The organism is Massilia sp. X63 (assembly GCF_041023745.1).
Taxonomy (GTDB): Bacteria; Pseudomonadota; Gammaproteobacteria; order Burkholderiales; family Burkholderiaceae_D; genus Telluria.
This window is the reverse complement of sequence record NZ_JBFTEF010000005.1, coordinates 356,153-382,075: the sequence shown is the minus strand read 5'-3', so window position 1 is coordinate 382,075 and position 25,923 is coordinate 356,153. Positions and strand designations below refer to the sequence as shown.

Genomic DNA, 25,923 nt, shown 5'->3' with positions numbered 1-25,923 from the left:
TCATCCTCGAAGGCCTGGCTTCAGGCAGTAGCTGCATCCCCGATACCTCTTCCGTAAGACTTGTCCGACTCGCACCCGGGTGCTTGTGCTGCTCCGGGAATCTGGTTTTGCGTGTAACATTGAATCGACTGTTGCGCCAAGGCCCGGAACGCCTGTTCATCGGTGTGGCGAACAGTGAGCACCTTGATCAGTTGCGATCGTGGCTGCAAGAAGCGCCATACGATCAGCTGTTGGCACTGAATCCAACCCTGCACGCCTGACCCTTTGTTGTACCGGGCGTGCACTTGAAATCGGTTCAGCGAGCCCCACCTCTTAACCGAAGTGATCAGCCACCGCCCGCCGCCGCGCGGTTGCTCACAACCGGACGGATCGAGAAACACCATTGCAACGCGCAGCAGGTTTATCGATGCGTCCACCACTCTGATCGAGAGAAGGAGTCATCATGAACATGATCTATAACAGCGAACAGTACAGCGTCGTGGAATTTGGCGTTGATCGCGACCTCGAAGCCCTGCGCTTCGGCGGATACGAGATCGTCGACAAGGCCGGCCGGCGCGAAGCGTTCATCGGCGGCAAACTGGCTCAATCTTTCCGTCGCGATGTGAACAACCTCATCGCAAGCGAGCCGACCATGGAAGAAATCGACGACTTCCTGGGTTCCTACGACACCCTGATGAGCCAGCCGGTCGTGCTGCACTAATCATCGGGAAGGGCGCTGCTACGGTTCCGGGGCGTAGTAGCGCAAGCAGGCAACATCGGCACCTCTGGGCGTGATAAGCTGCGCGCCATGTGCCAACTCCTCGGAATGAACTGCAACGTCCCCACGGACATCGTCTTTTCCTTCACCGGCTTCGCCCATCGCGGCGGACGCACCGACACCCACCACGACGGCTGGGGCATCGCTTTCTTCGAAGGCAAGGGCGTGCGCCACTTCGTTGACCACCAGGCCGCCATCGCTTCGCCGATCGCTGAACTGATCAAGCGCTACCCGATCAAGTCCACCAACGTCATTGCCCATATCCGCAAGGCCACCCAGGGCCAGGTCGCGCTCGAGAACTGCCATCCTTTCGTGCGCGAGATGTGGGGGCGCTACTGGGTGTTCGCCCACAACGGCGACCTGAAGGACTTTGCGCCGCAGCTGACAGGGCCGTTCCGCCCGGTGGGTAACACCGACAGCGAGCGCGCGTTCTGCTGGCTGATGCAGAGCCTGCGCGAGGAGTTCGGCGACGGTTCGTCCGGCACCGCCCCATCGCTGGCGCAGTTGCGCACGGCGCTCGAAAGGCTGGTGCCGCAGGTCGCCGCGCACGGCACGTTCAACATGATGCTGTCGGACGGCACCGCCCTGTTCACGCATTGCTCGACCAAGCTATGCTACATCGTGCGCCGCTATCCGTTTACCGCGGCCAGCTTGTCCGACGAAGACCTGTCGGTCGACTTTTCGCAGGTCACGACGCCGAACGACCGGGTTGCCATCATCGTGACCGAACCGCTGACCAACAACGAAACCTGGATCCCGTTTGCGCCCGGAGAACTGAAACTGTTCGTGGACGGCTTGCCACAATAATGCTCCGGAATTATCGTTCCATGAATAAAATAGTGCTAAAAAGCCACTAAATAGGAGGGATACGGTAAAGTAGACAGGTTCGCCAGCCCACCCAGACGACATGACCGATACCGCCAGCACCGACCAGGCTTCCCAGCCGCTGAAACTGCGCAATTTCTACCTCGGGCGCCAGCCGGTGCTCGACCGTAACCAGGCGCTGTTCGGCTACGAGCTGCTGTTCCGCGGCAGTGCCCAGGGGAAGGCAGAGATCGATTCCGGCCTGTCGGCCAGCGCCAGCGTGATCCACCATGCCTCGCAGCTTGGCCTGCCGCGCGCGATCGGCGACGCCACCGCCTTCCTGAACGTCGACACCGACGTCCTCATGGGCGACATGTTCGCCTTCCTGCCGCGCGAGCGCACCGTGCTCGAGATCGTCCGCTCGGTGGAGCCGACCGACGCCGTGATCCAGCGCATGACCGAACTGTCCACGCACGGCTTCCGCTTTGCGGCCGAGGCCTCGGCCCACGGCGCCAGCCTGGCCCGCCTGCTGCCGGTGATCGACTACGTCAAGATGGACCTGCGCGAACTGCCGGTGGTGACCCTGCTGTCGCTGGCGCCGCGCCTGCGCGGCACCGGCAAGCGCCTGGTGGCCGAGAAGGTCGAGACCCACTACGAATACCGTACCTGCCTGGACATCGGCTTCGATTACTTCCAGGGCTATTACTTCGCCAAGCCGACCGTGATCGCCGGCCGCAAGCTGTCGCCTTCGCAGGCGGCGGTGATGGACCTGATGAACCTGGTAGCCTCGGACGCCGACAACATCGAGATCGAGCGCGCGATCAAGAAGGACGTGACCCTTGGCCTGAACCTGCTGCGCCTGGTGAATACGCCGGCCGCCGGGGCCGGGCGCCGCATCGAATCGCTCAGCCAGGCCCTGATGCTGCTGGGCCGCCGCCAGCTGCAGCGCTGGCTGCAGATCCTGCTGTACGCCGAACCGGGCGTGCGCGGCCACAACCTGAGTCCGCTGCTGATGCTGGCCACCACGCGCGCGCGCCTGATGGAACTGCTGGCGCAGCGCCTACGTCCGGGCCAGCGCAACGTGGCGGACATCGCCTTCACGGTGGGCATGATGTCGCTGATGGACACGCTGTTCTGCATCCCGATGCAGGACATCGTGGAACAGATCCCGGTGATCGACGAAGTGCGCCACGCGCTGCTGGTGCGGCGCGGCTTCTTTGGCGAACTGCTGCGCCTGGCGGAATCGATCGAGCGCATGGACGACGCGCAGGAAGAGGTGCTGCCCGCGCTGCATGAACTGTCGGTCGACGGCGACGACCTGGCCGAGCTCGAGGTGTCAGCCTTCGAGTGGAGCGACAAGGTGGTTCGCTACGCGATCTGATTCGCAATCTGGTAATGCCGGATTTGCCGCGTTAACGTAGGGTGGGCAGGTTTCCTGCCCACGCGTTCAACATGCGCTTGAATGATCGGCGCGGCTGATCGAAAGCTGACCATCACCGCGTGGGCGGGAGACCCGCCCACCCTACAACTGCGCGTCAGCGGACTATCCGGTCGTGCCCGAGTGCGTCCACTGCCTGTGCAGCTCCGGATCGCTGCGCAGTTCCCACACCCCCAGCACGATCGTGGCCACGCCCGCCACGACCAGGCTCCAGGTCATGGCGGGGTCGCGCACGACGCCGACCAGCCAGGGCGAGACCGCCACCCAGACCCCCACGAGGATGTTGAGCAGCACGGCCCAGACGTAGGTCTTGACCAGGTCGAGCGCGGCCAGCAGCGCGATGATCGCGCCGGCGATCGTCGCATTGACGGCCGGGGGCGAATAAGACGGATAGCCGAGCACCCACGGCGAGACGAACAGCCAGGCGCCGAGCAGGACCATGAGCTGGTCTTGCCAGCGCCTGGACGCAAGATGGATAGCCATGATGTCCTCCCTCGAACCAGGATCACACACTGCTTTGGACAATGCGGCCGGGCGGAAGTTTTGCGCAGGCGGGAGGACCGCCGCCTGCGCCGCGAGGATTACGACAGGTTCGGCGCCAGGTAGCGTTCGAGTTCGGCCTTGTCCATGCCGCGGCGGCGCGCCATGTCCTCGACCTGGTCGTCGCCGATCTTGCCGACCACGAAGTACTTCGAGTCCGGGTGGGCAAAATAGAAGCCCGACACGGCGGCGCCCGGATACATCGCGAAGGACTCGGTCAGTTCCATGCCGATCTCTTGCGCCTGCAGGGTGCGGAACAGCTCAGCCTTCACCGTGTGTTCCGGGCAGGCCGGGTAGCCCGGCGCCGGGCGGATGCCCTGGTAGGCTTCCTTGATCAGGGCTTCGTTCGACAGGTCCTCGCCCGCCGCATAGCCCCACAGGTCGGTGCGCACGCGCTCGTGCAGGTACTCGGCGAAGGCCTCGGCCAGGCGGTCGGCCAGGGCCTTGAGCATGATCGACGAGTAGTCGTCGTGTGCGGCCTCGAAGCGCTGCTCGTGCTTCTCGATGCCCAGGCCCGCGGTGACCGCGAACATGCCGATGTAGTCGGCGATGCCGGATTCCTTCGGCGCGACGAAATCGGACAGGCACTGGTTCGGGCGCTGCTCGCCGTCGACCACCGGCTTGACGCCCTGCTGGCGCAGGCCGTACCAGGTGAAGGCGACTTCCTTGCGCGACTCGTCGGTATAGATCTCGATGTCGTCGTCGCCCACGCTGTTGGCCGGCAGCAGCGCGATCGCGCCGTTCGCCGTCAGCCAGCGGCCCTCGATGATCTTCTTGAGCATCGCCTGGGCTTCCTCGAACACCTTCGAGGCCGCCTCGCCCACCACATCATCGGTGAGGATGGCCGGGTAGGGGCCGGCCAGGTCCCAGGTCTGGAAGAACGGGCCCCAGTCGATGTAGCGGGCCAGCTCGCCCAAGTCGACGTTCTTGAACAGGCGGCGGCCGATGAATTTCGGCTTCACGGGTGCGTAGTCGAGCTTGGCCTTGTTGGCGCGCGCCTGCTCGAGGCTGAGCATCGGCAGCGCCTTCTTGTTGGCGTGCTGCACGCGGATGCGTTCGTAGTCCTGGGCCAGCTCGATGATGTAGGCGTCGCGCGTGTCCTCGGTCAGCAGCGACTGGCCCACCGACACCGAACGCGAGGCGTCCGGCACGTACACCACCGGGCCTTCGTAGTGCGGCGCGATCTTGACGGCCGTGTGCGCGCGGCTGGTGGTGGCGCCGCCGATCAGGAGCGGAATCTTCTTCTCGCGGAAGTAGGGATCGCGCTGCATCTCACGCGCCACGTGGGCCATCTCTTCGAGCGACGGGGTGATCAGGCCCGACAGGCCGACCATGTCCGCGTTCTCTTCCTTGGCCTTGGCCAGGATGTCCGAACACGGGACCATCACGCCCATGTTCACGATCTCGAAGTTATTACATTGCAGGACCACCGAGACGATGTTCTTGCCGATGTCGTGCACGTCGCCCTTGACGGTGGCGATGACCATCTTGCCCTTGGGCTTGGCGACGATGCCGGTGCGGCGTTCTTCTTCCGCCTTCTCTTCTTCGATGAAGGGCACCAGGTGGGCCACGGCCTGCTTCATGACGCGCGCCGACTTGACCACCTGCGGCAGGAACATCTTGCCCTGTCCGAACAGGTCGCCGACGATGTTCATGCCGTCCATCAGCGGGCCTTCGATCACGTGGATCGGACGGCCGCCGGACGCCAGGACCTGCTGGCGCATCTCTTCGGTGTCCTCGACGATCCATTGCGTGATGCCGTGCACCAGCGCGTGCGCCAGGCGCTTCTCGACCGGGCCCGCGCGCCACTCGAGGTTCTGTTCCTGCTTGTTGCCGCCGGCCTTGAGCGTTCCGGCGAATTCGATCATGCGCTCGGTGGCGTCCGGACGGCGGTTCAGCACCACGTCCTCGACGCGCTCGCGCAGTTCCGGCGAGAGGTCGTCGTAGACGCCGACCATGCCGGCGTTGACGATGCCCATGGTCATGCCGGCCTTGATCGCGTGGTACAGGAAGACGGTGTGGATCGCCTCGCGCGCCGGGTCGTTGCCGCGGAAGCTGAACGAGACGTTCGACACGCCGCCCGAGACCTTCGCGTGGGGGAGGTTCTTGCGGATCCAGCTGGTGGCTTCGATGAAGTCCACGGCGTAGTTGTTGTGCTCCTCGATGCCGGTGGCGATCGCGAAGATGTTCGGGTCGAAGATGATGTCTTCCGGCGGGAAGCCGACCTTCTCGGTCAACACCTGGTAGGCGCGGCCGCAGATCTCGGTCTTGCGCGCGAAGGTGTCGGCCTGGCCCTGCTCGTCGAAGGCCATCACGATGACGGCTGCGCCGTAGCGGCGGCACAGCCTGGCCTGGCGGATGAATTCCTCTTCGCCTTCCTTCATCGAGATCGAGTTGACGATGGCCTTGCCCTGCACGCACTTGAGGCCGGCCTCGATCACGCTCCACTTGGACGAGTCGATCATGATCGGCACGCGCGAGATGTCCGGTTCCGAGGCGATCAGGTTCAGGAAGCGCGTCATCGCCGCCTGCGAGTCGAGCATGGCCTCGTCCATGTTGATGTCGATGACCTGGGCGCCGTTCTCGACCTGCTGGCGCGCCACCGACAGCGCCTCGTCGAACTGCTCGTTCAGGATCATGCGCGCAAAGGCCTTGGAGCCGGTGACGTTGGTGCGCTCGCCGACGTTGACGAACAGCGAGCTGTCGTCGACGGTGAAGGGCTCCAGGCCCGACAGGCGCATCGCGACCGGGACTTCCGGGACCTGGCGCGGAGGACGACCTTCAAGCATTTGCGCAATGGCCGCGATATGTTCAGGCGTGGTGCCGCAGCAGCCGCCGGCGATGTTGACGAAGCCGGCGTCGGCGAATTCGCGCAGCAGGGCCGAGGTGTCGGCCGGCAGCTCGTCGAAGCCGGTGTCGCTCATCGGGTTGGGCAGGCCGGCGTTCGGGTAGATGCACACGAAGGTATCGGCGATCTGCGACAGCTCTTCGGCATAGGGGCGCATCAGCGCGGCGCCCAGGGCGCAGTTGAGGCCGATGGTCAGCGGCTTGGCATGACGCACCGAGTTCCAGAAGGCGGCGACGGTCTGGCCCGACAGGATGCGGCCCGAGGCGTCGGTGACCGTGCCCGAGATCATGATCGGCAGGCGCGGGGTTGCCGGATGCTCGTCGAAATACTGGTCGATCGCGAACAGCGCCGCCTTGCAGTTCAGGGTGTCGAAGATGGTCTCGACCAGCAGCACGTCGGCGCCCCCTTGCACCAGGCCGCGCACCTGCTCGTGGTAGCTGGCGACCAGCTGGTCGAACGTGATGTTGCGCGCGGCCGGGTCGGTGACGCTGGGGGAGATCGAGGCGGTCTTCGGGGTCGGGCCGAGGGCGCCGGCCACGAAGCGCGGCTTGTCCGGGGTACTGTATTTGTCGCAGGCGGCGCGCGCGAGCCGGGCGGCTTCCACGTTCATCTCGTAGGCGAGATGCGCCATGTGGTAGTCCTCCTGCGCCACGCCGGTGGCGCCGAAGGTATTCGTCTCGATCAGGTCGGCGCCGGCGGCGAGGTAGCGCTCGTGAATTTCCTGGATGATGTGCGGCTGGGTGAGGGTGAGCAGCTCGTTGTTACCCTTCACGAACAGCTCGCGCTGGCCGGCGCCTTCCGGTGCGCTGAAATCCTTGAAGCGTTCGCCGCGGTAGGCCGCTTCGTCGAGCTTGTACTGCTGGATGATGGTGCCCATCGCGCCATCCAGGATCATGATGCGGCGCTTCAGGATGTCGCGCAGCTGGGAATCGATCGGGGAGATGGAGCGAAGAGGGGCGTTCATGTTGTCGTCTTTCTAGAGAAGCGGCTTTACAGGCCGTTTACTGATGGGCGGTCTACGATTATACGTCATGACGCGGGAAGCTTCCGGCGCGGCCAAAAAGGCGGTTTCGTGTATGTATCTTTATGTATGGAACGTCGAAACTGTTACATGACGTTACAAAACCTCACACATCCGCAATCTTTACGTTACATACACGGACGACAATAAACCCCGTCGCCACAGTGTTGGCGAAGCTTTTAACGGGATGATTGCATGAACAAAGAATATGAGCCGGATTGGGATCAACCGGTGAACCGCATCGAAGAGCCGGCTGTCGCCGTCAAGCCGCAAACCATCAACGGCGTGAAGCAGATCGTGACGATTCGCCTGGACGTGGACATGCTGGAATGGTTCAAGTCGGCTGGCCCGGGTTACCAGACCCGTATCAACCAGGTACTGCGTGAGTACATGGATGCGCAGCGTGCTGCTGCGTCGCAAGAGAAGTGATGAAGTGAATGGTCGGGGCGAATGCCCCGATTTTCTTTTGGAATTGTTCGCCGTGGGGTGGACGGCAGCGCCGTCCACTCCACGAATCCATCGGGCTTACGAAAAGACTTTGCCCGCCAGCGGGAAGCTCTTGAGGAACTCCGCCGCCGCCAGGCGCTTGCCGCCCGGTTTTTGCAGTTCGGTCATGCGCAGCGCGCCTTCGCCGCAGGCGACCACGATGCCTTGCGCATCCGCCGCCAGCACCTGGCCCGGTGTTCCCGCCCCCGGGGCCAGTTCGGCATTCCATACCTTGACGGTCACGCCGTCGACCAGGCCGTGCGCCCCCGGGAAGGGGTTGAACGCCCGCACCCGGCGCCACAGCTGTTCGGCCGGCAGGGCGAAGTCCAGCTTCGCTTCTTCCTTGCTGATCTTGGCGGCATAGGTCACGCCTTCTTCCGGCTGCGGCACGGCCTCCAGCTGGCCGGCTTCCATCTTGCGCAGCGCCGCGACGATCATGCGGCCGCCCAGCGCGGCCAGCTTGTCGTGCAGGCTGCCGGTGGTGTCGGTGTCGGCGATGGCGACGCGCTCGATCAGCATCATCGGTCCGGTGTCCAGGCCTTCTTCCATGCCCATGATGGTCACGCCGGTCTCAAGGTCGCCGGCTTCGATCGCGCGGTGGATCGGCGCGGCGCCGCGCCAGCGCGGCAGCAGCGAACCGTGGATGTTGATGCAGGGTTTGATGTCGAGCGTGCTGCGCGGCAGGATCAGGCCATAGGCCGCCACCACCATCACGTCGTAGTCGAGCCCCAGCAGGCGTTCGTGGGCGGCGCGCGCTTCCTCGGCGCGCTGCGGGTCCTTGGCGTCCATGCGCAAGGAGAGCGGCTGGGCGACCGGCATGCCATGCGCCAGCGCATACTGCTTGACCGCGGATGCCTGCAGCTGCATGCCGCGCCCGGCCGGACGGTCGGGCTGGGTCAGGACCAGGGGAATCTCGAAGCCGGCCTCGTGCAGGGCACGCAGGGCCACGGCGGCAAACTCCGGCGTGCCGGCAAATACGAGCTTCATCAACGGCGGCCGCCGGCGCGTTGCGCGGCGCTGCGTTCCATGCCGCGCTCTTCCTTCTGCAGCTTGGCCTTGATGCGGTTGCGCTTGAGCGGCGACAGGTATTCGACGAATACCTTGCCCATCAGGTGGTCCATCTCGTGCTGGATGCACACGGCCAGCAGGCCGTCGGCTTCGACCTCGAACTCCTTGCCGTCGACGTCGAAGGCCTTGCACTTGACGCGGGCAGGGCGCTCGACGCCGTCGTAGATGCCGGGCACCGACAGGCAGCCCTCATCGTAGACCTGCTTTTCTTCGCTGGCCCAGGTGATTTCCGGGTTGATGAAGACCATCAGCTGGTCGGTGGTTTCGCTGACGTCGATGACGAGCACGCGCTCGTGCACGTCCACCTGGGTGGCGGCCAGGCCGACGCCCGGTGCGTCGTACATCGTTTCGGCCATGTCCTTGACCAGCTGGCGCAGGCGCTCGGTGCCAAACTCGGTGACCGGCTTGGCAATCTTGTGCAGGCGTGGATCAGGGTAGCGGAGAATATTCAATAAGGCCATGGTCGGGCAATTCCAGGGGTATCAGTTCAATAAGGAGTTCGACAAGCTGGCGCGCACGGACAGAAATGCAACACATTCCGGGTCTGGCAGGACGCGGTTTGTCTTGCTAGTTCAGGGATTTGTGTGCAGAATTTGATTCAGTACGGCAACCTTTTGTCGATCAGGGCGCAGTCATCGTGCTGATTCCATCGTGCTGTCGCTTCCAGCAGAACGGTGCGCTGCCAGCCATCCGGTGTCAAAGCCGCAATCCATGTACGCAAAAGCGGACGCAATGACGGACGTATGCAATGAAAAATTTTAGCACAGTCGTGACCCGCGCTGCTGTCGTGGCGCTCGTCGCGTGTGCCGCGGCAAGCCCGGTCCTGGCCGCTCCGGCGGCGGGCGCCGCGTGTGCGTTCCGCCCGAATGCCCCCGACCAGCACGTCGTGGTCAAGGGCGACACGCTGTGGGACATTTCCGGCACTTTCCTGCAGAACCCCTGGTGCTGGCCGCAGGTATGGGGCATGAACCGCGACGAGATCCGCAACCCGCACTGGATCTATCCCGGCCAGGTCATCTATTTCGACCGCGCGCGCGGCCGCCTGTCGCTGAACCGTCCGGGCGAGGGCGATGGCCGCGGTGCGCCGCCGCTCACCAGGCTGTCGCCGCAACTGCGCACCGAAGCGCTCGGGCGCGACGCCGTGCAAGCGATCCCGGCCGGCATGATCGAACCCTACCTGACCCAGCCGCTGGTGGTCGAGGCCGGCGCACTGGCCGGCGCGCCGCGCATCGTCGCCTCGCAGGAAGGCCGGGTCTACCTCGGCGCCGGCGACCGCGTGTATGTCAAAGGCAGCCTGGCGGGCGGCAGGACCTTCCAGGTGTTCCGTCCCAGCGGCCCGCTGAAGGATCCGCAGACCGGCAAGGTGCTGGCGTACGAGGCCGCCTACCTGGGCAGCGTGAGCCTCGACCGCGAAGCGGCGCCGGGCGTGGATGCGCACAGCTTCCGCGTCACCGAGACGCGCCAGGAAATGGGCGTGGGCGACCTGCTGGTGCCGATGCCGCCGGCCCCGGTGCGCAACTACATGCCGCACGCGCCGGCGCAGCCGGTCGATGCGCGCGTGATGTCGATCTACGCGGGCGTGAGCTATGCCGGCCAGAGCCAGGTAGTGACTGTCAATCGGGGTTCTGTTGACGGACTCGATGTCGGCTCGGTGCTGCAGCTCTATCATCTCGGGAAGACGGTGCCGGACCCCGCCAGCAAAGGCGTGCTCGGCATCGGCAGACAGCGAATCAAGCTGCCCGACGAGCAATATGGCAGCCTGTTCATTTTCCGCGTGTTCAGCAATGTGTCGTATGGCCTGATCATGCAAGTGACGGCGCCGGTGGAAGTCGGCGACGTGGCGCGCTCACCGGAGTAAACCCTACCGTGCAGGACACGGCCCCCCAACTATCCAGCCCGCTAGACGCCTGCGCCATTGCCGACTGGATGCGGCTGGAGGGGACGGCCGGGGTGGGCTGCCGCACCGCGAAGCTGCTGCTCGCTGCATTCGGTTCGCCGGCGGCCATCTTCCGTGCCGGCTACGCGGCCCTGGCCGCACACGTTCCGGCCGCACAGGCCGCCGCGCTCTGCGCGCCCGTCACGCCGGACCTGGCGCGCCAGGTCGCGCTCACCCTGGACTGGCTGTCCGCGCCGCAGCACCACATCCTCACGCTGCACGACGCCGATTATCCGCCGGCCCTGCGGCACATTTCCGACCCGCCGCTGCTGTTGTACCTGAACGGGCGGCGCGAACTGCTGGGCACGCCCATGATCGCCGTGGTCGGCAGCCGCAACGCCAGCACGCAGGGCCGGGTCAATGCGGAAGGCTTCGCCGAAAGCCTGTCGCGCGCCGGCCTGTGCGTGGTGTCGGGCATGGCGCTCGGCATCGACACCGCCGCCCACGAAGGCGCCTTGCGCGGGCCCGGTTCGACCATCGCGGTGATCGGCACCGGACCCGACCGCGTCTATCCGGCACGCAACCGCGCGCTGGCGCATCGCATTGCCGAAACGGGCTGCATCCTCAGCGAATACGCACTCGGCACGCCGCCCGTCGCTGCCAACTTCCCGCGCCGTAACCGCATCATCAGCGGCCTGGCGGCCGGCGTGCTGGTGGTCGAGGCCGCGGCGCAGTCCGGGTCCTTGATCACGGCGCAGATGGCGGCCGAGCAGGGGCGCGAGGTGTTCGCCATGCCGGGATCGATCCATTCGGCACTTGCCAAGGGTTGCCACCAATTGATACGCGAAGGCGCGCAGCTGGTCGAGACCGTGGACGAAGTATTGCAGGCCATGCAGGCCTCGCCGCTGGCGCGGCCTGCCATGCCGCCAATACACATCAGTGCAGACAATGAGGCTTTGCTGGCCGCGCTGGGCCATGATCCGGTTACGCCGGACGCTTTGCTGGACAGGTTTGGCGGCGATGCGTCCCCGTATCGACTCGATGCAGGGACGCTTGCCGGCGAACTGCTGGCGCTGGAACTTGCCGGGCTGCTCGAACGGCTGCCCGATGGCCGGGTGCAGCGGGTAGTGCAGCCCGCTTGAATCTCCGGCTTATTACCTTCCGGAAGTATACTTGTGCTCTCGTATGCATCCCGCATGGGGCGGTGCGAAAAAGAGTATTCTTCTTGAGATATGTATGTGAAATGTTTGGCCTGAATTTTGTTAAATATCGACAAAACTGAATGAACCGATAAGGACACGATACAACGTTTTTTATCCCCGGTACGCGGTGGCGCGTGCCGCACTTGTGCCTCGGCGAGCTTAGCTGCTACAGTAGCGTCACTATGTTCGACATCCTGGTCTACCTCTACGAGACGTACTATCGTCCTGACGCCTGCCCCGAGCCGGCGGCCCTGGCACGCAAGCTGTCCGCCGTCGGTTTCGATGATATCGAGATTTCCGAGGCGCTTGACTGGCTGTCCGGGCTGACCGAAGCGGCAGTTTCCGACGCAATCGATGCATGCACCGGCATCCGCTACTACGTGGACGAGGAATACATCGAACTGGGCAGCGCCGCCATCGGCTTCATCCAGTTCCTCGAGAGCGCCAAGGTGCTCAGCCCCGTGCAGCGCGAGATCGTCATCGAGCGCGCACTGGCCTGCGACGAGTCGCCGGTGGCGCTGGGCAAGCTCAAGATCATCGTGCTGATGGTCCTGTGGAGCCAGGGCAAGGAGCCCGACGCGCTCATGTTCGACGACCTGTTCGGCGACGACGACGAGCAGGAACCGCGCCTGCTGCACTGACTACACGCATCACCGAAGCATCGACGGGGCCGCAAGGCCCCGTTTGCATTGCGGCGACTAGGCGCCGCCGTGCGCCTTCAGGAAGGCCGCCGCGGCGGCATGCTGCGGATTCAGTTCGAGCACGCGCCGGTAGCTGCGCACCGCCTTGGCCGTCTGCCCGGCCTTTGCCTGCATCTCGGCCATGCATTCGAACAGGAAAGCCTCGTCCGGATGCAGGTGGGTGCCGAGGCGGAAGATCTCGGCAGCCTGTGCGTAGCGCTCCAGCGTTTCCAGCTCCGAGCCCCAGCCGTAGATCTCGTTCGGCCCCAGCTTGAAGGCGGCGCCCTGCGCGAGGAACTGCTGGTACAGCGGGATGGCCTGCTCGAAACCTTCTGCCCCGAGACGCGCGACGAAGTTCTCCAGCGTCGGCGGTGTCTTGCCGCCGTTGCGCCGGACGCTGGTCAGGATCATGTGCGGCGGCGCCCCGTTCGCGGCGGGCGTGTTGTTCAGGAAAGCCAGGCCGGCAGCATCCTGCTTGAGGTAAGCGTCGAGGAAGCGCAGCGCGTAGCGCGCGGCCCAGCTGTGCGCGAGCGCGATCTCGGCGCGCGTGTAGTCGCCGAAGCTGCCCTCGGGCCCCACGCGCACGGCGTAGGACGAGAAGTCCATGTGCTTCATCGGCAGCATGGTCGCAATGGTGAGGTCCGAGTAGCGCAGCTCGTTCAGGAACGAGAAGCGGGTGTCGACCTCGGCGCGGTTCAGCTCCTCGATCGTGGGCGGACGGCGCCCCACGAACAGCATCGGGATCGCGAGCCGCGCCGGCGTCACGTACTGCGCCGCATCCTTGCCGCCGTCGACGAACTCGCGGGTGCCGCGCACCGAACCGTCCAGGCTGACGATGGCCTTGATGCGCTCGTCCTTGGCCGCGGCCAGCACGTTCGCCAGGCCGCCCCAGCTGAAGCCCACCACCGCCACCTTGCCGGTGTCGGCCTGCGGCAGCGAACGCGCATGGCCGATCAGCCAGGCGATGTCGGCGGCCTGCGTTTCCAGGGCTTCGAGGTCGGTGCCCATGGAACGGGTGTGCGCGCCCATCGATGCACTGGCCAGCACCACGTAGCCATGGCTGGCCAGCAGTTCGCACAGGTCGGTGTTTTCGACCGCGGACGAAGAAAGGCTCGGCGCGTAGATCACGACCGGGAACCTGCCGTTCCCGGCTTGGGCGTCGCGCACGGCCAGCATCGGCTTGGCCAGCTCGCGCAGCAGCGCCGCGCGGCGCTTGCCCGCGTGGCCTTCGATGCGCTGCTCGAGCAGGCGCTTCACGTCGGCCGCGCCGAGCGTGAAGTCGTCCTCGGTGGGAATGGTGCCCAGGTAGTCGCGGAAGTTCAGCGGCTTGCCCGGCTGGCTGCCGCGCGCTGCCGGGTACCAGACCAGCGCCTGGATCGGGCGCGCACGCTCGCCGGAGCTGGGCGCGCCGGTGCGCATGTCGACGCGGGTCTTGTACTGGCGCGTGTAGTCGTACTGCTGCACGATCCGGAATCCGACGGCATGGGGGCCCGGAGGATTGGAGAAGCTGAATTCGTCGTCGGCCTGCGCGGCCGCGGCCGTGCAGAAGAGAAGGGCGAGCAGGAGGCGTTTCATCGGGACCGGGCAAGTGAAGGGCTCCCTAGTGTAATGAGCCCTTGCCGAATTCTCAGGAATTGTCACGTAGGTCAAAGAATTCGCCGCATGAGCGCTCTTGAAGTCTATGTTTTAAGGAAATCTGTAACATTTCTTTGTTTTTTCCTGTCACATTGTTCGCGGTGAAGCGTCGCTGCCATGCGGTGGTATCGGCCTGCGCCAGATCGCAAGAGGAGGCGGGCACACTTGCAGTCGGCGCGCCATCGCGCTTATCATTGGCCGCTAATTCCAGATTGTTACCATTCAGACACTACGGCTTTCACAACCGTCCAGCCCGGGAGCATGTATGATGCGCGGGCAAAAGCCACTTATATATAGAGCACCCGAGAAACACTATGACCAAATCCCTCATCATCGCCGAGAAGCCGTCGGTCGCGAACGACATCGCGAAGACGCTGGGCGGCTTCACCAAGCACGATGAGTACTTCGAATCCGACGAATACGTCCTGTCGTCCGCCGTCGGCCACCTGCTCGAGATCGCGGTGCCCGAGGAATACGACGTCAAGCGCGGCAAATGGAGCTTCACGCACCTGCCGATGATTCCGCCGTACTTCGCGCTGAACCCGATCGCCAAGACCGAATCGCGCCTCAAGGTGCTGAACAAGCTGATCAAGCGCAAGGACGTCACCACCCTGATCAACGCATGTGACGCGGGCCGCGAAGGTGAACTGATCTTCCGCCTGATCGCCCAGAACGCGAAGGCCAAGCAGCCGGTCAAGCGCCTGTGGCTGCAGTCGATGACGCCGGGCGCGATCCGCGACGGTTTCAAGCACCTGCGCAGCGACGAAGAGATGCTGCCGCTGGCCGATGCCGCGCGCTGCCGCTCGGAAGCGGACTGGCTGATCGGCATCAACGGTACCCGCGCCATGACCGCCTTCAACTCGAAGGAGGGCGGCTTCTACCTGACCACCGTGGGCCGGGTACAGACCCCGACCCTGTCGATCGTGGTCGAGCGCGAAGAGAAGATCAAGAAGTTCGTGCCGCGCGATTACTGGGAAGTGCGCGCCGAGTTCGTGTGCGCCGCCGGCGTCTACGAAGGCCGCTGGCTCGACCAGAACTTCAAGAAGGACGAGAACGATCCCGAGAAGCGCGCCGAGCGCCTGTGGAGCCGCGCCGCCGCCGATTCGATCGTCGCCGCCTGCCGCGGCAAGCAGGGCATCGTTACCGAGGAATCGAAGCCGACCACCTCGATGGCGCCGGCCCTGTTCGACCTGACCTCGCTGCAGCGCGAGGCCAACGGCCGCTTCGGCTTCTCGGCCAAGAACACGCTCGGCCTGGCCCAGGCGCTGTACGAGAAGCACAAGGTGCTGACCTATCCGCGTACCGATTCGCGCCACCTGCCGGAAGACTACATCGCGACCGTCAAGAGCACGATGGAGTCGCTGAACGACACCAACAACTACCAGCAGTTCTCGAAGCAGGTGCTGAAGAACGGCTGGGTCAAGCCGAACAAGCGCATCTTCGACAACACCAAGATCTCGGACCACTTCGCGATCATCCCGACCGGCGTCGTCCCCAAGAACCTGACCGAGCCGGAACAGAAGCTGTACGACCTGGTCACGCGCCGCTTCCTGGCGGTGTTCTTCCCGGCGGCCGAGTTCCTGGTGACGACCCGCTTCACCGAAGTGTCGGGCCACCAGTTCAAGACCGAGGGCAAGGTGATGACCAACCCCGGCTGGCTGGCGGTGTACGGCAAGGACACCACTGGCGACGACAAGGACGGCGCCAACCTGGTGCCGGTGCAGAAGGGCGAGAAGGTGCTGGCCGACAAGGTGACGCCGAACGGCCTGGTGACCAAGCCGCCTGCGCGCTACACCGAAGCGACGCTGCTGTCGGCGATGGAAGGCGCGGGCAAGCTGGTCGATTCCGACGAGCTGCGCGACGCCATGGCGGGCAAGGGCCTGGGCACGCCGGCCACGCGCGCGGCCATCATCGAAGGCCTGCTGACCGAAAAATACCTGGTGCGCGAAGGCCGCGAGCTGATCCCGACCGCCAAGGCATCGCAGCTGATGACCTTGCTGCGCGGCCTGGGCGTGAACGAACTGACCGCGCCCGAACTCACCGGCGAGTGGGAGTTCAAGCTTTCGCAGATGGAGAAGGGCAAGATTTCGCGTGACGAATTCATGCGCGAGATCCAGCAGATGACCCAGATCATCGTCAAGCGCGCCAAGGAATACGACAACGACACTATCCCGGGCGACTACGCGACCCTGCAGACCCCGTGCCCGAACTGCGCCGGCGTGGTCAAGGAAAACTACCGCCGCTTCGCCTGCACCAAGTGCGACTTCTCGATGTCGAAGACGCCGGGCAGCCGCCAGTTCGAGATCAGTGAGGTCGAAGAGCTGCTGAAGAACCGCACCATCGGTCCGCTGCAGGGCTTCCGCTCGAAGATGGGCCGTCCGTTCGCGGCCATCCTGCGCATCGTGCGCGACGAGGACATCAAGAACTTCAAGCTCGAATTCGACTTCGGCCAGGACCAGGACGAAGGCGAAGACGGCGAGGGCGTCGACTTCACCGGCCAGACCGCGCTCGGCCCCTGCCCGAAGTGCAACGGCAACGTGTACGAGATGGGCCTGGCCTACGTGTGCGAGAAGACGGTCGCCAAGCCGAAGGGCTGCGACTTCCGCAGCGGCCGCATCATCCTGCAGCAGGAGATCCTGCCCGAGCAGATGGCCAAGCTGCTCAACGACGGCAAGACCGACTTGCTGCCGGGCTTCGTGTCGCAGCGCACGCGCCGCGCCTTCAAGGCCTTCCTGGTGCGCGGCAAGGACGGCAAGATCAGCTTCGAGTTCGAGGAGCGCAAGGCCAAGCCCGGAGCGAAGGGCAAGGCGGCTGCGGCCGACGGCGCCGCCGAGGGTGCCGATGGCGCCGACGGTGCCGATGGCGCGGCAGCGCCGGCGGTGAAGGCGGCGCGCAAGGCGCCGGCAAAAACCGCGGCAAAAGCGGCGGCCAAGACCGCGGCGAAGCCGGCCGCCAAGACGGCGGCGCGCAAGCCGGCGGCCAAGAAGATCGCCTCGGCGGCAAGCAAGAAGTAAATGCCGCGCTTCTAGCGGACCACAAAAAAACGCGAACCCGAGGGCTCGCGTTTTTTTGTGCCGATCGTTCGACGGCATGCCTCGGGAGCGGTATCTATCGTGCATAAATGTTGTTTCTATTTCCCACCAGCAGAACAATTTTCTTCTCATTAAGCAGTTGTTCCGTAATAATCGATCAGGTATTTCAGCCGCCCAGTTTCACCGTTCGGTCTGCCTGCACTGGCACAACACTTACAACGACATCGAGCCCCTGTCTGCCCCCATGAAACTCTCCGACCTGAAAATCGCAACCCGCTTGTACCTCGGCTACGGCGTCCTGATCGGCATTACCGGCATCGTCGTCTCGCTTGCCTACGCTAACGTGACCGTGCTTGATCGCGCCAACGACGCCAACGTGCACACCTACAAGGTGCTGGCCGAGGTGGATGGCGCGATGGAAGCGCTGGTCAACATCGAAACGGGCCAGCGTGGCTTTGCCCTGACTGGCCAGGAGGCGTCGCTGCAACCCTACAATGCCGGGAAGGAGGTGTTCCAGCAGCACCTCGACCGGGCGCAGGCACTTACCGCCGACAACGAGGCGCAGCAGCAGCGTCTCAGACAGCTCGCCCAGGGCCAGCGTGACTGGATGGCGCAGGCCATCGACCCGGTGATCGCCCAGCGCCGGGCGGCGGTCGACGACGACCTGTCGCAGGTGGTCGCCACCGTGAGAATCGGCAAGGGCAAGGCCGGCATGGACGCCATGCGGGCCCTGGTGGCGCAGGTGAGGGCGGCCGAGAATACCTTGATGGCGCAGCGCGCGGAAAAGATCGTGGAGGCCCGCGCGGCCATGCGCCGCACCCTCGTCGGAGGCGGCCTGATCGCCGCCATCCTGGCGGTCTTCATGGCCTACCAGCTGGGCCGCAACATCAGCGTTCCGCTGCGCCGCGCGGTGAACGTGGCGCGCCGGGTGGCGCAGGGCGACCTGACCGCCGAGGTCAAGGTGCGCACCAACGACGAAGCCGGCGAGCTGATGGCCGCGCTGAAGGACATGAACGCTTCGCTGGTGTCGATCGTGTCGAAGGTGCGTGCCGGCACCAGCACCATCGAGACCGCCGCGCACGAGATCTCGGCCGGCAACCAGGACCTGTCGAGCCGCACCGAGCAGCAGGCCAGCTCGCTGGAAGAAACCGCTTCGTCGATGGAAGAACTGACCTCGACCGTCAAGCAGAACGCCGACAATGCGCGCCAGGCCAACCAGCTGGCCGCCAGCGCCGCCGACACCGCCGCGCGCGGCGGCCAGGTGGTGGCCGAGGTGGTGACCACGATGGGCTCGATCAACGAGGCCTCGCGCAAGATCGCCGACATCATCACCGTCATCGACGGCATCGCTTTCCAGACCAATATCCTGGCACTGAACGCCGCGGTCGAGGCAGCGCGCGCCGGCGAGCAGGGCCGCGGCTTCGCCGTGGTGGCGGGCGAGGTGCGCAACCTGGCGCAGCGCTCGGCCGCGGCGGCCAGGGAAATCAAGGAACTGATCGGCGACTCGGTTTCGCGCGTGGAAAACGGTTCGCGCCTGGTGGACCAGGCCGGCCGCACGATGGACGAGGTGGTGGCCAGCGTCAAGCGCGTGTCCGACATCATCGGCGAGATCGCCGCCGCGAGCGACGAGCAGCGCGAGGGCATCGAGCAGGTCAACCAGGCGATCGTCCAGATGGACCAGGTGACGCAGCAGAACGCGGCCCTGGTCGAGCAGGCCGCGGCGGCTGCCGAAGCGATGCGCGAGCAGGCAGGCGGGCTGGCCCACCTGGTGGATACCTTCCAGCTGGCCAACCAGGCTGCTGCGCAGCCGCAGGCCGCCGCGCAAGCCCTGCCGCGTCCGCCGGCCCGTCCGGCACTGCCGCGCAGCCGCCAGCCCGCCCGTGCCGCCGCCAGGACGCCGGCAAAGGCCGCGGCGCCCAAGGACGTGCCCGAGGCTGCCGGCGTGGAATAAGCATCGCGGCTTGGTCTCCGGCTTGGTCGGGTGGGAACGCAGGCGCGCCGCCGTCTGCGCACACGATGGGGGTCAGGTCTGACATCTGGACACGGACTGAGCAATGCTATCGAGTAACGCTCGAGTTCGTGTCTGAATGTCAGACCTGACCCCCATGATTTTGCAAGATACCCGGCATCGCCGCCTACGAGTGGGGCACGAACGTCAGCCCGGAAGGACTCGCCAACGGCTTCACCCACTGCTTCATGCTGAGCTTCGCCGGCGGGGGCGAGCGCGACGCCTATCTGGTGCATCCGGCGCACCAGCGCTTCGTGGGCACGCTGGGGACCTGCCTCGAGCGCTCGCTGGTGCTCGACTACTGGGCCCGGTCCTGAAACGCAGGCAAGCGCCGCAATGAAAAAACCGCAGCAATGGCTGCGGTTTTTTCATTGCGGGGGCACTTGTATCGAGCGGCTTATTCCTGCCATTCCTGCAGTGCGCGGATGGCCGCTTCGCCGTTGCGGATCGCCTTCACGCGGCGCACGATCTCGTTGCGCCAGGCTTCATCGGCATCCTCGTCGGGGACATCGACGTCCTGCAGGAGCAGCCGCACCAAGGTGTGCTTGTCCTCTTCGCTCAGCAGCTGGATCTTTTCCGCGATCTCGGCAACCAGGTTCGACATGATGCTCCTCGGCGTAATATTTCTGAAATATTAGCTGTAATTTCAGGGGTTGTCGACTGGAACCATATTGTCCGTTGGTTTTCTGTCAATGAGCTTGTTGTCGGGGTCGATACCGGCCCGCGCCGGGCGTGCACCGACCACCAGCGTAACGGTCTGGGCGGCCTGGTCGACCAGGCGCCGCTCGCGTACCAGCGGGTTGCCGTTGCGGTCGTCGACGCCGAATTCGATGTAGTCCCTGAGCGGCGCCGGCTTCTCGTCGCCCAGTTCGCCCGCGCGCACCTTGCCCGCATGGGCCTTGATGGTCACCTCGAACTTGCCGTCCCGGCGCTGGCGCACGGTGGCGCTGTCGGCGCGGTTCTCGTACAGGACGATGTGCTCGAACAGGTCGTCGATCAGGTAGGCCTTGTCCGGCGGCGCCACCTTGCGCAGGCCGTCCACCAGCGCCAGCACGGTCGGGTAGGGAGCGCCCCTGGCGCCGTGTTCCCTGAGCAGGTCGCGCAGCACGCCGTTGACGGTGTCTTCGCCCAGCAGGTCGGCAAGCAGGTACAGCGCCAGGCTGCCCTTGCGGTAGTGGATGTAGTCCTGGTTCTCGTTCTGCGCCAGCGGCAGCTCCTTGCGGCGCTCGGTGGCGCGGCCCATCAGGTAGGCGTCGAGGTTGTAGCGCAGGAAGCGGCGCATCTTCTGGCCGCCATGGCTGCGCTTCATGACCATCAGCGCGGTGTACTCGGACAGGCTTTCCGACAGCGTGGTGGTGCCGCGCGTGTTGGCGCCCACCAGCTGGTGGCCCCACCACTGGTGCGCGGTCTCGTGGGCGCTGACGTAGAACGGGTAATCGATGTCCTTGGGCGCATCGTCGTCGACGCGGGCGATGAAGCCCATGCTCTCCGAGAACGGGATGGTGCCGGGGAAGGCCTGGGCGTAGGCAGCGTAGCGCGGGAACTCGACGATGCGCAGCTCGCGGAAGGGGTAGGGACCGAAGCGGCGCGATGCGTAGTCGAGGCCGGCCTGGGCGCCGCGGATCATGCGCCCGACGTTGAGCTCGTGGCCCGGGTGGTAGAACACGTCGATGCTCACGTCCTGCCAGCGGTCGTGCCGTACTTCGTAGCGCGCCGACTGGATCGCGTAGAAATTCAGGACCGGCTTGTCCATCCGGTAGTGGAAGTAGCGGCGGCCCTGGTCGATCCACTCCTTTTCCAGGGTGCCCGGCGCGATCGCGATCTGGTCCGGGCTGGTGGCGATCACGGCGTCGAAGCCGATCCAGTCGGCGTCCACGCCCAGGCTGTTGTTGGCGCGCGCGGCCAGGTCCTCGCGCGCGGCCATCGGGGCCCTGGGCGGCAGGCCGCGCCGCTTGCGGTCGCGGTCGTCCGTCAGTTCGACCGAGGGCTGGTAGCCGATACGCGGCATGGCCTCGTTGGTGAAGAAGGTCCCGTTTCCGACGACCGGGGTGTCGCGGCCCAGGCCCAGCAGGCCGCCCGGTGCGTAATCGAGGCTGAATTCGAGCGTCATGCGCGCGCCCGGCGGCAAGGCCTGGACCAGGCGGTAGTGGTAGAAGCCGCGCTCCGGATCGGCCAGCACCGGCAGCGCCGCCTGCGAGAAGGCGACGCCCAGCGCGGCGCCGCGCTGCTGGTACAGGACGATGTCCTGCACCGGGCCCGCGTTGCGGTTCTCCAGCGTGTACACGCCCTTCACGCCGAGCGAACGGGTCTCGGGCCGGATGTCGGCCTCCAGGTGGACGTCGACGATGCGCGGCTGCGGCAGCCTGGCGTAGCGGCGGTAGCGCAGTTCATACTCGGCGCGCAGGCTTTCCTGCCCGGCGCTGGTCAGGTAGCCGCCGGCGTGCAGCTCATAGGCCAGCAGCGCGCCGGTGCCGGCAAAGACGAGGAGGCCTGCGCCGAAGGCGGCCAGCACCGGGCCGGACAGGTTGCGGCGCGCCAGGCGCAGGCGCTCGCGCCAGCCGGTGTCGACGCCGCGCGCCCACAGCACGCGCGCCGCCACCATCAGCATCAGGGCCAGGCCGCCCCAGTACAGCTGGAACAGGTGCTCGCGCAGCAGGTAGTGGCCGAAGCCGTTCATCGCCGAGTAGGTGAAGTCCGGCATGCGGCCGTAGATCAGCATCGGGTGGTCGAGGCCGAAGCCCTGCGCGGTGCCGGCCGCCAGGTACAGGGCGATCAGGATGAAGTAGGCCAGGTAGCGGTTGTTGACGATTACCTGCACCGCGACCGCCGCCACCGCCAGCAGCGCGTACTGCGGCAGCAGCACCGTGAACAGGAAGCGCAGGTACAGGCCGGGCTCGAGGCTGAACCAGCCCTTGAACAGCTGGATCAGCATGCCGACCACCATCGCCATTAGCAGCAGCAGGGCCTGCAGGCCGACCAGCGCCAGGGTCTTGCCGGCCAGGGGCAGCCAGGTCGGGCTGGGGAGGGCGTCGAGCATCTGCGCCATGCGCGCCTCGCGCTCGCGCCAGACCATCTCGCCGGCGAACAGGGTGGTCACCACCAGCATGTACAGCGCGAACACGTCGCGGATCAGCTCCAGCACCATGTAGGTGACCGGATAGGTCGTGGTGCCGTAGATCGCGCCGAGGTCGAGCGCGCTGGCGGCCAGGATCAGGACGCCGGCGACCGCCAGGGCCAGGAAATACACGTTCTTGGTCGACTCGCGCAGGTTGTACCAGGCCGACTTCCCCAGCAGCAGGGCCAGGCTGCGGCGTGCGAAGTCGGGCGTTTCGCGGGTATCCACCGCGGCCTGCGACAGTTGCGCCGGCATCTGCAGGCCCGGCGCGGCCGCGGTGTCGGCCAGCTGCTGGCCCTTGCGGTTGCGCGGGTCGAGGTTGCCGGTGGTATGGAAGCGCCAGTAGCCGAGCAGCAGGACCACCAGCCCGAATCCCAGCCAGATCAGGCGGTTCACCAGGTAGACGCCTTCCAGCGTGATCGGACGGGTGTTGCGCTCGGCGATCGGCCAGTATTCGGTGAGGCGGATCAGGGCGGTGGTGCCGAAGGGGTCGATCAGCGCGGCCAGGGTCTTGTAGTCGAGGTCGCGCGCCAGGGAGGGCGCCACGATGTAGCCGACCATCATGACGATGCTGGCCACGTAGACCGGCAGCATGCGGCGCGACAGCGCGGCCAGCACGAAGAACAGGGCGCCGAAGATGAAGGTGTTGGGCAGCAGCGTGAGCAGCCAGGGCAGCAGGTAGCTGGACAGGGTGTTCGGTCCCAGGCGATCCGGCTCGATGCCGGGAATGAAGCTGCCCAGCCAGGTGCCCAGCACGATGCTCGACAAGATCACCGCCAGCACCGCGAAGGCTCCCACGAAGCGCCCCAGCACGTAGTCCGCCTTGCGGATCGGCGCGCTGAAGAAGAAGTGCTGCATCTCGTATTCGAAGTCCTGCTGCACCGAGCGGCCCATCACGGCCGCCACCACGATCACCCCGAAGCAGCCGAGGAAGGAAGCGGTCAGCGCGATCTGGCGCGGCCCGTTGATCAGGACCCGGCCGCCGAAGCTGACGATGGCATCGCGGAAGGCCCCGCCTGCCGCCGCCATCCACAGCATGGCCAGCGCCAGGAACAGGCCGAAATAGATCCAGGTCGACAGCAGCCGCAGCCGCTGCCGCGCCTCGAAGCGGGCGATGGCGAACAGGGCGCGCATGCGTCAGCAGTTCCCCGCGCTGGCGTCGGAAAACCGGGAAAAGCGCCCGGCGATGGTGGCGAAATACACGTCTTCCAGGCTGGCGCGGGCCGGCTCGAAGCCGTCGCCTGGATCGCTCTCGGCATACACGTGGATCAGGGTGCGGCCGGTGAGCAGGCGGGTGGAAATGACCTGGTGACGCTTCTGGAACACCGGCAGCTCCTGCTTGGTGACGAAGCGCGCCCAGATGTAGTCTTCGATCTCGTAGGTCAGGTCTTGCGGGTCGCCGCACAGCAGCACGTGGCCCTTGTTGATGATCGCCATGTTGGCGCACAGGTCGGCCACGTCGGACACGATGTGGGTGGACAGGATCACGGTCTTGTCCTGGCCGATATCGGACAGCAGGTTGTGGAAGCGCACCCGCTCCTGTGGGTCGAGGCCGGCGGTGGGCTCGTCGACGATGATCAGGCGCGGGTCGCCCAGCAGGGCCTGGGCGATGCCGAAGCGCTGGCGCATGCCGCCCGAGAACGTGCCGAGGCGCTGGTGGCGCACTTCCCACAGGTTGGTCTGCTGGAGCAGGCCGTCGACCACCTCGCGCCGGCGGTGCTTGTGCGACAGGCCCTTGAGCTGGGCGAAATGGTCGAGCAGTTCGTAAGCGGTCACTTTCGGGTAGACGCCGAAGTCCTGCGGCAGGTAGCCGAGCATGCGGCGCACCTCGTCCTTTTCGTCGAGGACGTCGATATCGTCCAGGAACACCGAACCCGCATCGCATTCCTGCAGGGTGGCGAGGATCCGCATCAGCGTCGATTTGCCGGCGCCGTTCGGACCGAGCAGCCCGAACATCCCGGCCGGGATGGTGAGCGTGACACGGTCGAGCGCGACCACGCCATTGGCGTAAGTCTTCGACAAATTGCGGATTTTCAATTCCATGCCATGCCCCCAGCGTGCATATAAACCTTTTTCAACACTTGCATTGTATTAAATTGTCCTGCTGTTTGTGGTAACTCTGCGACGCACGGGCGCTTTGATGGCCCAGACTGCATAATCGACGGATACATGACTGGGCGTACCGATACTTTCCTCAAGAAAACATTGCTCGCCTAAGCTGCAGAAACATGGATAATGGCAGGATGAACAAGGCCATCCAGGACAAGCTGCTGGCGCTGATGCGCGAAGGGCGCGACCGGACCGAGTCGACCGACTGGTTCCGCGTCGCGCTCGGCCTGTTTTACCTGGCGGCGTTGATGACCGAGGAAGCGATCGACTTCAAGAGGGTCGACCGCGAGTTCAACCGCTTCATCTACCACACGCTGGGCAAGGGCCACACGATCACCAGCGTGCTGCAGTACATGAGCGGCGCCAAGGTGATGCCGACGGTCGAGTCGGCGCGTTTCATGGACGCGTTCCGGCGCCACTGCCCGGAAGTGCCTGCCGCATCGATTCCCTTCCTGCTCGAGCTGAACCTGGGGGTGGCGAAGAACATTTCCGGGCTGGAGGCATCCGGGCCGATGGCCGACTGGATCGCCCGCAGCAAGGCCGAGGTGCAGGCCGAGGTGCAGGCCGCCGCGCCGGGCGACTGATCGCCGGTACAAAGGCCTATAATGATGTTTTGTTCATCTGCATACATTGCATCGACAACATCATGAGTGCATACCGTTCCAACTCTTCCCTCGACGGCCTGATCGCCGGCTTCGACAAGGCGCTGCGCGTGGTCGGCGGCGTGGCCCTGGCCTCGCGCCAGAACCCCGGCACGCATGCCACCGATTGCGAGCTGAGCGACGAGGAGCGCCGCCACAGCGCCGGCCTGATGCGCGTGAACCACGTCGGCGAAGTGTGCGCACAGGCGCTGTACGACTCGCAGGCGCGCTTCGGCAAGAGCCCGGCGATCCGCAAGCAGTTCGAGAAATCCGCGCGCGAGGAAGAAGACCACCTGGCCTGGACGGCCGAGCGCCTGTCCGAACTGGGTTCGCAGCCGAGCCTGCTCAATCCGCTGTGGTATGCCGGTTCCTACGTGCTGGGCAGCATCGCCGCCAAGCTGGGCGACCCGCACAGCCTGGGCTTCGTGGTCGAAACCGAGCGCCAGGTCGAAGCGCACCTGAACCGGCACCTGGAAGACCTGCCGCCGCAGGACGCCAAGTCGCGCGCGATCGTCGAGCAGATGCGGGTCGATGAAATCGCGCACGGCGCGGCGGCGCAGGCGCTGGGAGCGGCGGACACGCCGCTGCCGGTGAAGATGCTGATGACCGCGATGTCGAAGGTGATGACCACGACCGCCTATCGCATCTGACAGTCGGTGTCGG

Annotated in this window: 20 protein-coding genes; 12 read left to right on the top strand and 8 right to left on the bottom strand. The window is 65.4% G+C overall.

Features of this window, described 5'->3' with window-relative positions:
- Positions 1-442: 442 nt before the first annotated feature.
- The 3 genes from AB3347_RS13165 (at position 443) to AB3347_RS13155 (ending at position 2,942) form a co-directional block, all read left to right on the top strand.
- On the top strand, positions 443-700 hold the full coding sequence (locus tag AB3347_RS13165) for a DUF3567 domain-containing protein (RefSeq protein WP_027865841.1): 258 nt from the start codon (positions 443-445) through the stop codon (positions 698-700).
- 87 nt (positions 701-787) lie between these two features.
- Positions 788-1,564 (top strand): class II glutamine amidotransferase, encoded by a 777-nt coding sequence (locus tag AB3347_RS13160; protein WP_369092254.1) that lies wholly within the window; start codon positions 788-790, stop codon positions 1,562-1,564.
- A 100-nt stretch (positions 1,565-1,664) separates the two neighbouring features.
- Positions 1,665-2,942: an EAL and HDOD domain-containing protein gene (locus tag AB3347_RS13155; RefSeq protein ID WP_369092253.1), complete on the top strand. Its 1,278-nt coding sequence runs from the start codon at positions 1,665-1,667 to the stop codon at positions 2,940-2,942.
- 162 nt (positions 2,943-3,104) lie between these two features.
- Here AB3347_RS13155 and AB3347_RS13150 read toward each other — a convergent pair whose 3' ends face one another.
- Complete coding sequence (locus AB3347_RS13150; protein WP_369092252.1) at positions 3,105-3,482, bottom strand: SPW repeat protein; 378 nt, start codon at positions 3,480-3,482, stop codon at positions 3,105-3,107.
- Between the two features lie 98 nt (positions 3,483-3,580).
- Positions 3,581-7,351 (bottom strand): methionine synthase, encoded by a 3,771-nt coding sequence (metH, locus tag AB3347_RS13145; protein ID WP_369092251.1) that lies wholly within the window; start codon positions 7,349-7,351, stop codon positions 3,581-3,583.
- A 252-nt stretch (positions 7,352-7,603) separates the two neighbouring features.
- Here metH and AB3347_RS13140 point away from each other — a divergent pair, with 252 nt between their 5' ends.
- Entirely contained in the window at positions 7,604-7,837 is a 234-nt protein-coding gene (locus AB3347_RS13140) for a BrnA antitoxin family protein (RefSeq protein WP_369092250.1), read from the top strand.
- A 96-nt stretch (positions 7,838-7,933) separates the two neighbouring features.
- On the opposite strand, the gene fmt is transcribed toward AB3347_RS13140, so the two are convergent.
- Positions 7,934-8,881 (bottom strand): methionyl-tRNA formyltransferase, encoded by a 948-nt coding sequence (gene fmt / locus AB3347_RS13135; protein ID WP_369092249.1) that lies wholly within the window; start codon positions 8,879-8,881, stop codon positions 7,934-7,936.
- Positions 8,881-9,423, bottom strand: a complete 543-nt coding sequence (def, locus tag AB3347_RS13130) for a peptide deformylase (RefSeq protein WP_369092248.1) — start codon at positions 9,421-9,423, stop codon at positions 8,881-8,883. Before def ends, fmt begins: the two co-directional genes overlap by 1 nt.
- A 287-nt stretch (positions 9,424-9,710) precedes the next feature.
- Between def and AB3347_RS13125 the strand changes: the two genes are divergently transcribed.
- From AB3347_RS13125 to AB3347_RS13115, 3 genes are all read left to right on the top strand, one after another.
- Positions 9,711-10,820 (top strand): LysM peptidoglycan-binding domain-containing protein, encoded by a 1,110-nt coding sequence (locus AB3347_RS13125; RefSeq protein WP_369092247.1) that lies wholly within the window; start codon positions 9,711-9,713, stop codon positions 10,818-10,820.
- An 8-nt stretch (positions 10,821-10,828) separates the two neighbouring features.
- Positions 10,829-11,980, top strand: coding sequence for a DNA-processing protein DprA (gene dprA / locus AB3347_RS13120; RefSeq protein ID WP_369092246.1), 1,152 nt, complete (start codon positions 10,829-10,831; stop codon positions 11,978-11,980).
- A 242-nt stretch (positions 11,981-12,222) separates the two neighbouring features.
- Positions 12,223-12,681, top strand: coding sequence for a DUF494 family protein (locus AB3347_RS13115; RefSeq protein WP_369092245.1), 459 nt, complete (start codon positions 12,223-12,225; stop codon positions 12,679-12,681).
- Between the two features lie 57 nt (positions 12,682-12,738).
- Here AB3347_RS13115 and AB3347_RS13110 read toward each other — a convergent pair whose 3' ends face one another.
- Positions 12,739-14,295 carry a CocE/NonD family hydrolase gene (locus tag AB3347_RS13110; protein WP_369092244.1) on the bottom strand — a complete coding sequence of 519 codons (1,557 nt, stop codon included), beginning with the start codon at positions 14,293-14,295 and terminating at the stop codon, positions 12,739-12,741.
- 374 nt (positions 14,296-14,669) lie between these two features.
- Between AB3347_RS13110 and AB3347_RS13105 the strand changes: the two genes are divergently transcribed.
- From AB3347_RS13105 to AB3347_RS13095, 3 genes are all read left to right on the top strand, one after another.
- The gene (locus AB3347_RS13105) at positions 14,670-17,369 is read left to right on the top strand and encodes a DNA topoisomerase III (RefSeq protein WP_369092243.1); all 2,700 of its coding nucleotides are present in this window, start codon (positions 14,670-14,672) and stop codon (positions 17,367-17,369) included.
- A 262-nt stretch (positions 17,370-17,631) separates the two neighbouring features.
- The gene (locus AB3347_RS13100; RefSeq protein ID WP_369092242.1) at positions 17,632-19,338 is read left to right on the top strand and encodes a methyl-accepting chemotaxis protein; all 1,707 of its coding nucleotides are present in this window, start codon (positions 17,632-17,634) and stop codon (positions 19,336-19,338) included.
- A gap of 167 nt (positions 19,339-19,505) precedes the next feature.
- On the top strand, positions 19,506-19,712 hold the full coding sequence (locus tag AB3347_RS13095; RefSeq protein WP_369092305.1) for a Dabb family protein: 207 nt from the start codon (positions 19,506-19,508) through the stop codon (positions 19,710-19,712).
- Between the two features lie 80 nt (positions 19,713-19,792).
- On the opposite strand, the gene AB3347_RS13090 is transcribed toward AB3347_RS13095, so the two are convergent.
- From AB3347_RS13090 to AB3347_RS13080, 3 genes are read right to left on the bottom strand one after another with little or no spacing between them, the layout of a single operon-like run.
- Complete coding sequence (locus tag AB3347_RS13090; RefSeq protein WP_369092241.1) at positions 19,793-19,999, bottom strand: addiction module protein; 207 nt, start codon at positions 19,997-19,999, stop codon at positions 19,793-19,795.
- 42 nt (positions 20,000-20,041) lie between these two features.
- Positions 20,042-23,644 (bottom strand): M1 family aminopeptidase, encoded by a 3,603-nt coding sequence (locus AB3347_RS13085; protein WP_369092240.1) that lies wholly within the window; start codon positions 23,642-23,644, stop codon positions 20,042-20,044.
- 3 nt (positions 23,645-23,647) lie between these two features.
- On the bottom strand, positions 23,648-24,553 hold the full coding sequence (locus AB3347_RS13080; RefSeq protein WP_369092239.1) for an ABC transporter ATP-binding protein: 906 nt from the start codon (positions 24,551-24,553) through the stop codon (positions 23,648-23,650).
- A 200-nt stretch (positions 24,554-24,753) separates the two neighbouring features.
- Between AB3347_RS13080 and AB3347_RS13075 the strand changes: the two genes are divergently transcribed.
- Both AB3347_RS13075 and coq7 read left to right on the top strand, forming a co-directional pair.
- The gene (locus tag AB3347_RS13075; protein WP_369092238.1) at positions 24,754-25,203 is read left to right on the top strand and encodes a hypothetical protein; all 450 of its coding nucleotides are present in this window, start codon (positions 24,754-24,756) and stop codon (positions 25,201-25,203) included.
- 62 nt (positions 25,204-25,265) lie between these two features.
- A complete protein-coding gene (coq7, locus tag AB3347_RS13070) occupies positions 25,266-25,910 on the top strand; it encodes a 2-polyprenyl-3-methyl-6-methoxy-1,4-benzoquinone monooxygenase (protein ID WP_369092237.1) in 645 nt (214 codons plus the stop codon).
- Positions 25,911-25,923: the final 13 nt, after the last annotated feature.

Excerpts from the sequence above, each read along its gene's own strand:
- AB3347_RS13165 (WP_027865841.1), top strand. The coding sequence starts at position 443 with ATGAACATGATCTATAACAGCGAACAGTACAGCGTCGTGGAATTTGGC.
- AB3347_RS13160 (WP_369092254.1), top strand. The coding sequence starts at position 788 with ATGTGCCAACTCCTCGGAATGAACTGCAACGTCCCCACGGACATCGTC.
- AB3347_RS13155 (WP_369092253.1), top strand. The coding sequence starts at position 1,665 with ATGACCGATACCGCCAGCACCGACCAGGCTTCCCAGCCGCTGAAACTG.
- AB3347_RS13150 (WP_369092252.1), bottom strand. The coding sequence starts at position 3,482 with ATGGCTATCCATCTTGCGTCCAGGCGCTGGCAAGACCAGCTCATGGTC.
- metH (WP_369092251.1), bottom strand. The coding sequence starts at position 7,351 with ATGAACGCCCCTCTTCGCTCCATCTCCCCGATCGATTCCCAGCTGCGC.
- AB3347_RS13140 (WP_369092250.1), top strand. The coding sequence starts at position 7,604 with ATGAACAAAGAATATGAGCCGGATTGGGATCAACCGGTGAACCGCATC.
- fmt (WP_369092249.1), bottom strand. The coding sequence starts at position 8,881 with ATGAAGCTCGTATTTGCCGGCACGCCGGAGTTTGCCGCCGTGGCCCTG.
- def (WP_369092248.1), bottom strand. The coding sequence starts at position 9,423 with ATGGCCTTATTGAATATTCTCCGCTACCCTGATCCACGCCTGCACAAG.
- AB3347_RS13125 (WP_369092247.1), top strand. The coding sequence starts at position 9,711 with ATGAAAAATTTTAGCACAGTCGTGACCCGCGCTGCTGTCGTGGCGCTC.
- AB3347_RS13115 (WP_369092245.1), top strand. The coding sequence starts at position 12,223 with ATGTTCGACATCCTGGTCTACCTCTACGAGACGTACTATCGTCCTGAC.
- AB3347_RS13110 (WP_369092244.1), bottom strand. The coding sequence starts at position 14,295 with ATGAAACGCCTCCTGCTCGCCCTTCTCTTCTGCACGGCCGCGGCCGCG.
- AB3347_RS13105 (WP_369092243.1), top strand. The coding sequence starts at position 14,670 with ATGACCAAATCCCTCATCATCGCCGAGAAGCCGTCGGTCGCGAACGAC.
- AB3347_RS13100 (WP_369092242.1), top strand. The coding sequence starts at position 17,632 with ATGAAACTCTCCGACCTGAAAATCGCAACCCGCTTGTACCTCGGCTAC.
- AB3347_RS13090 (WP_369092241.1), bottom strand. The coding sequence starts at position 19,999 with ATGTCGAACCTGGTTGCCGAGATCGCGGAAAAGATCCAGCTGCTGAGC.
- AB3347_RS13085 (WP_369092240.1), bottom strand. The coding sequence starts at position 23,644 with ATGCGCGCCCTGTTCGCCATCGCCCGCTTCGAGGCGCGGCAGCGGCTG.
- AB3347_RS13080 (WP_369092239.1), bottom strand. The coding sequence starts at position 24,553 with ATGGAATTGAAAATCCGCAATTTGTCGAAGACTTACGCCAATGGCGTG.
- AB3347_RS13075 (WP_369092238.1), top strand. The coding sequence starts at position 24,754 with ATGAACAAGGCCATCCAGGACAAGCTGCTGGCGCTGATGCGCGAAGGG.
- coq7 (WP_369092237.1), top strand. The coding sequence starts at position 25,266 with ATGAGTGCATACCGTTCCAACTCTTCCCTCGACGGCCTGATCGCCGGC.